General features: G+C 64.9%; 7 protein-coding genes. 3 read left to right on the forward strand and 4 right to left on the reverse strand.

What is annotated here, in order from left to right; all coding sequences use genetic code 11:
• Positions 1–29: 29 nt before the first annotated feature.
• The 4 genes from CC207_RS20820 to CC207_RS20835 are packed head-to-tail and all read right to left on the reverse strand — an operon-like array spanning position 30 to position 1,695.
• Complete coding sequence (locus CC207_RS20820) at positions 30–233, reverse strand: SEC-C metal-binding domain-containing protein (RefSeq protein WP_028690062.1); 204 nt, start codon at positions 231–233, stop codon at positions 30–32.
• A 7-nt stretch (positions 234–240) separates the two neighbouring features.
• Positions 241–717, reverse strand: a complete 477-nt coding sequence (locus tag CC207_RS20825; protein WP_062363580.1) for an LEA type 2 family protein — start codon at positions 715–717, stop codon at positions 241–243.
• Between the two features lie 2 nt (positions 718–719).
• The gene (locus CC207_RS20830) at positions 720–1,196 is read right to left on the reverse strand and encodes a YchJ family protein (RefSeq protein ID WP_028690060.1); all 477 of its coding nucleotides are present in this window, start codon (positions 1,194–1,196) and stop codon (positions 720–722) included.
• Positions 1,197–1,200: 4 nt separating this feature from the next.
• Positions 1,201–1,695 (reverse strand): DUF6231 family protein, encoded by a 495-nt coding sequence (locus tag CC207_RS20835; protein WP_028690059.1) that lies wholly within the window; start codon positions 1,693–1,695, stop codon positions 1,201–1,203.
• Between the two features lie 160 nt (positions 1,696–1,855).
• On the opposite strand from CC207_RS20835, the gene CC207_RS20840 reads away from it, so the two are divergent.
• The 3 genes from CC207_RS20840 (at position 1,856) to CC207_RS20850 (ending at position 3,731) form a co-directional block, all read left to right on the forward strand.
• Positions 1,856–2,548: an OmpA family protein gene (locus CC207_RS20840; RefSeq protein ID WP_028690058.1), complete on the forward strand. Its 693-nt coding sequence runs from the start codon at positions 1,856–1,858 to the stop codon at positions 2,546–2,548.
• An 89-nt stretch (positions 2,549–2,637) separates the two neighbouring features.
• Positions 2,638–3,357 (forward strand): OmpA family protein, encoded by a 720-nt coding sequence (locus CC207_RS20845; RefSeq protein WP_088852684.1) that lies wholly within the window; start codon positions 2,638–2,640, stop codon positions 3,355–3,357.
• 98 nt (positions 3,358–3,455) lie between these two features.
• On the forward strand, positions 3,456–3,731 hold the full coding sequence (locus CC207_RS20850; RefSeq protein WP_088852685.1) for a DUF1145 domain-containing protein: 276 nt from the start codon (positions 3,456–3,458) through the stop codon (positions 3,729–3,731).
• The last annotated feature ends 54 nt before the right edge of the window (positions 3,732–3,785 follow it).

Raw genomic sequence — 3,785 nt, forward strand, 5'->3', positions numbered from 1 at the left:
TGGCCCGCGATGGCCTGATTTGACGTCGATCAGGCGCCGTGGCACTTCTTGAATTTCTTCTCGCTGCCGCACGGGCAAGGGTCGTTGCGGCCGACGTCCTTCAGGGCGTTGCGCACCGGCTCCTGGTGGCCGTGGTTGCAGTGCGGGCCGTGTACATGGCCATGGTCGTGGGCGTGGTGATGGTCGTGACCGTGGTTGCAGTCGGGGCCATGGACATGGGGTTGCTGGGTCATTGCGGGGTTACTCCGGTTGTAGATCGCCGGGGATTATCTCACCCCTTTGCGACAAGTGCAGGTCCCGATGGAGGATCAGCCCGGTGGCCAGCTCGCCGCGCAGTTGGTATTGCAGGGGTTGCCCACGCTTGAGCAGCTTCGCCAGGGGCTTGAGGTGCTGCCAGAGGTTGGTGCGCACGGTGATCTTGAAGGTGCGCCGGGCCTGGCCGCCGACGCTGCGCCATAGGCTGGCCTCGTCCTCGGCCAGGAGCAGGTCGCCCAGGCGCACCGAATAGGTCAGATGGCGGATGAACAGGCGGCTGTCGTTGGGGTTGTCGACCCGCAGGTGCAGGACGAACTCCTGCTGGTGCAGACGCATCTTCACCGGCTCCACCTCGAGCAGGTGCAGCTGTGGCTCACGCCAGGTGTCGCCGCCCCAGCCGGCGCAGCCCGTCAGCCAGCCCAGCAGCAGGCAGAGTGTGAGCAGGCGGGCCAGGGGGCGCATGTTCAACTACCGAGGTAACTGGCGCAGCATTTCTTGAATTTCTGCCCGCTGGCGCAGGGGCAGGGATCGTTGCGACCGGCCTTGAGTGCCACGGTCGGGTCGATGAAGTACCAGCGTCCTGCATGCTGGACGAATGCCGAGCGCTCGCGGTGCTGGTGGTCGCCTTCCAGGTCGTGCCAGCGCGCGGTGAAGGTGACGAAGGCATGTTCGGGTTGCCCACCCAGTACCTCGGCGCTTTCCACCTCCAGCCCCAGCCAGGTGCTCTGCGCGCTCCAGGCCGCCATGGCGGCGCGATCCAGCTCGGCCTGCTGGGCCGGCAGGGTGGTGTTCACCAGGTAGTCGATCAGGCCCAGCACGTAGGCGCTGTAGCGCGAACGCATCAGGGTCTGGGCGTCCGGTGCCGGGGTGCCGCTGTGGTAGTGCCCACAGCAGGCGTCGAGCAGGTTGCCGCTGCCGCAGGGGCAGATCGAGACACTCATCCAGTCACCACCAGTACTTGCCGAAGTTTTCAGGGTTGGCCCAGAACTTTGCGTTGAGCCAGTCCGGGACCTGCTTGTAGTCATGCAGATCATAGGTGAACAGGCTCAACACCTGTTCGTCGCGCTGGAACTTCTCGCTGGCCGAGAGTGCCAGCGAATAGAAGTCGGTGTCCTGCCAGCCGCAGGCGTTCAGATCCGCCAGCACCGCGACGCGGCTGGCGTTGAGGTTGCGGATGCCGCCCAGCAGCTCCAGGCCGGTGCGCTTGGGCAGGTGCTCCAGACAGTCGACCAGTACCGCCAGGTCGAAGCGTCGGGCTGCCTGTTCGGCGGGGAGCGGACCGGGTGCGGCGACCTCAATCCGGGTCTCGGGATGGGCGGCAGCGAAGGCTTCCAGAGCCGGGAAGCGACTGCCCACCAGCAGCAACTGGCGCGGGGTGAAGCGATCGAGCAGGGCGGCCAAGGCCTGCTGCGGCGTGCGTTGTGAAAAAACCTCGGTCATTGCCATTCCTCGTTCAGGTCGCTCAAGACTAGCGGTCCTAAGCGATCGGGCAAAGAGGCGCGTCGCTACGTCGGGGCTTATTGCTGGCAGAGCGGTAATCGCCGGTCTTTACTCCCAGAGCATCGGTAATGCACCGATTCCCCCTAGGAGAAGCAACAAGATGAGCATAGTACGCACAGCGATACCCCTGGTTCTGCTCACCAGTGTGTTGACTGGTTGTGCAGGTTTGCAGAAAACCGACTGGCCGAAGTGCGCTGCCGTCGGGGGCGTGGGCGGCGCGGCCCTGGGCGCGATCGAGAGCTCCAGCTGGGCTGGCTGGGGCGCATTGCTCGGTGGTGGCCTGGCGGCCGGCTATTGCTGGGCCCACGGCGATGGCGACGAAGACGGCGATGGTGTGCCGGACAGCCGCGACAAGTGCCCTGGTACTCCGCGTGGCGTGCAGGTCGATGCCAACGGTTGCCCGCCTGAGCCGGCGCCGGTGGTCGAGGAAGTGGTGGTGCAGAAGGAAGAGGTCATCGTCATTCGTGACGTTCACTTCGAGTTCAACTCGGCAAGCCTGACTCTCAAAGACAAAGAACGCCTGGATAAAGTGGCCAGTCGCCTGAAGCAGGAAGCGCCGAGCGCTCGTCTGAGCGTGACAGGTCACACCGACAGCGTCGGCTCCGATAGCTACAACCAGAAGCTTTCCGAGCGTCGTGCCCAGTCGGTGACCAACTACTTGGTCGAAAGCGGCGTGCCGCGAGCCAGCTTCATTTCGGTGGGGGGCGCGGGTGAGACCCAGCCGGTCGCTGACAATGCCACGGCCGATGGCCGGGCGATGAACCGGCGCACCGAAATCAAAATCCAGCGTTGAGTGCCGTACGCCCGCGCCTTGAGAAGTGACGCGGGCGCGTCTTTACTCCTGTGTGACCGGTAGCGGCCGGTGACACAGGAGCAATCACCATGCGTGTTTTGTCGAAAGCGGCGCTGCCGTTGGTGGTGGCGACGAGCCTGATTACAGGCTGCGCCACCCACAGCGATGGCAGCGCTCCCCTCAATCAAAGGACCTGGCCCATCTGCAGCCTGCTGGGCGGACTGGTCGGCGGCGGCCTTGGCGCCATCGAAAGTTCCAGCTGGGCGGCCGGTGCCGGCGTTGCCGGTGCGATTGCCGGTGGCCTGATCTGCTATGCCCAGGATGGCGACGAGGATGGCGATGGCGTATTCGACCGCCGCGACCGCTGCCCGGACACCCCGGCAGGTACCCAGGTCAATCACATGGGCTGCCCGCTGCCGCAGTATTCGGCGTCGGCACCCCAACCGGAACCCACCGCAACCCCAGAGGTGATCACGCTCGATGACCAGGGCCAGGTGCTGTTCGCCTTCGACTCCGCCGAGCTGACCCAGGGCGCCCAGCAGCGCCTGCAAGGTTTGCTGCCCAAGCTCAACGACCCCAGTGTGACCAGTGTCAAGGTCATCGGTTTCACCGACAGCGTGGGCTCGGACAGCTATAACCAGCGCTTGTCCGAGCGTCGCGCCAGTGGTGTTGCCGAGTACTTGATCAGCCAGGGGCTGGCGCCGAACAAGGTGACCAGCCAGGGCCGTGGCGAGAGTGAGCCGGTGGCTGACAACGACACCGATGAGGGTCGCTCGCGCAACCGACGGGTGGAGCTGCACCTGAACTGAACCCCTCTGGCGCATGCCCTGGCAGTAGGGTTACTGTTGCCGGCGCGGCCCGCTCGAACGGGCCGCGCCGACATAACAACAATCCATGGGGGCCGGACATGAAGTTCATCCTGGGCCTGGGCAAGGCTCTGACGGTGGCGTTCTGGGGCGTGGTGCTGTTCAACCTGTTCATGCCGCAGCCGTTGCCGCTCAATCTGCTGATCAATGTCGCGGGTATCGTCCTGCTGTCGCTGCATGCGCTGGAGGTGCTGTTCTTCAATGGCAGCCTGCGCGGGCGCAGCCACCGTTGGTTCGATCGCCTGCAGATCCTGCTGACCGGTATCTTCCACGTCATGTCCATCCCCCGTCCGCAGGAGGCGTCGAGCCATGCGTAAACTGATGTTGCTGGCCGCACTGGCCAGTCCCCTGGTCCAGGCCGAAAGCCTGGA

This window comes from Pseudomonas sp. DrBHI1 (assembly GCF_002205115.1).
In the GTDB taxonomy this organism is placed as follows: domain Bacteria; phylum Pseudomonadota; class Gammaproteobacteria; order Pseudomonadales; family Pseudomonadaceae; genus Aquipseudomonas; species Aquipseudomonas mosselii.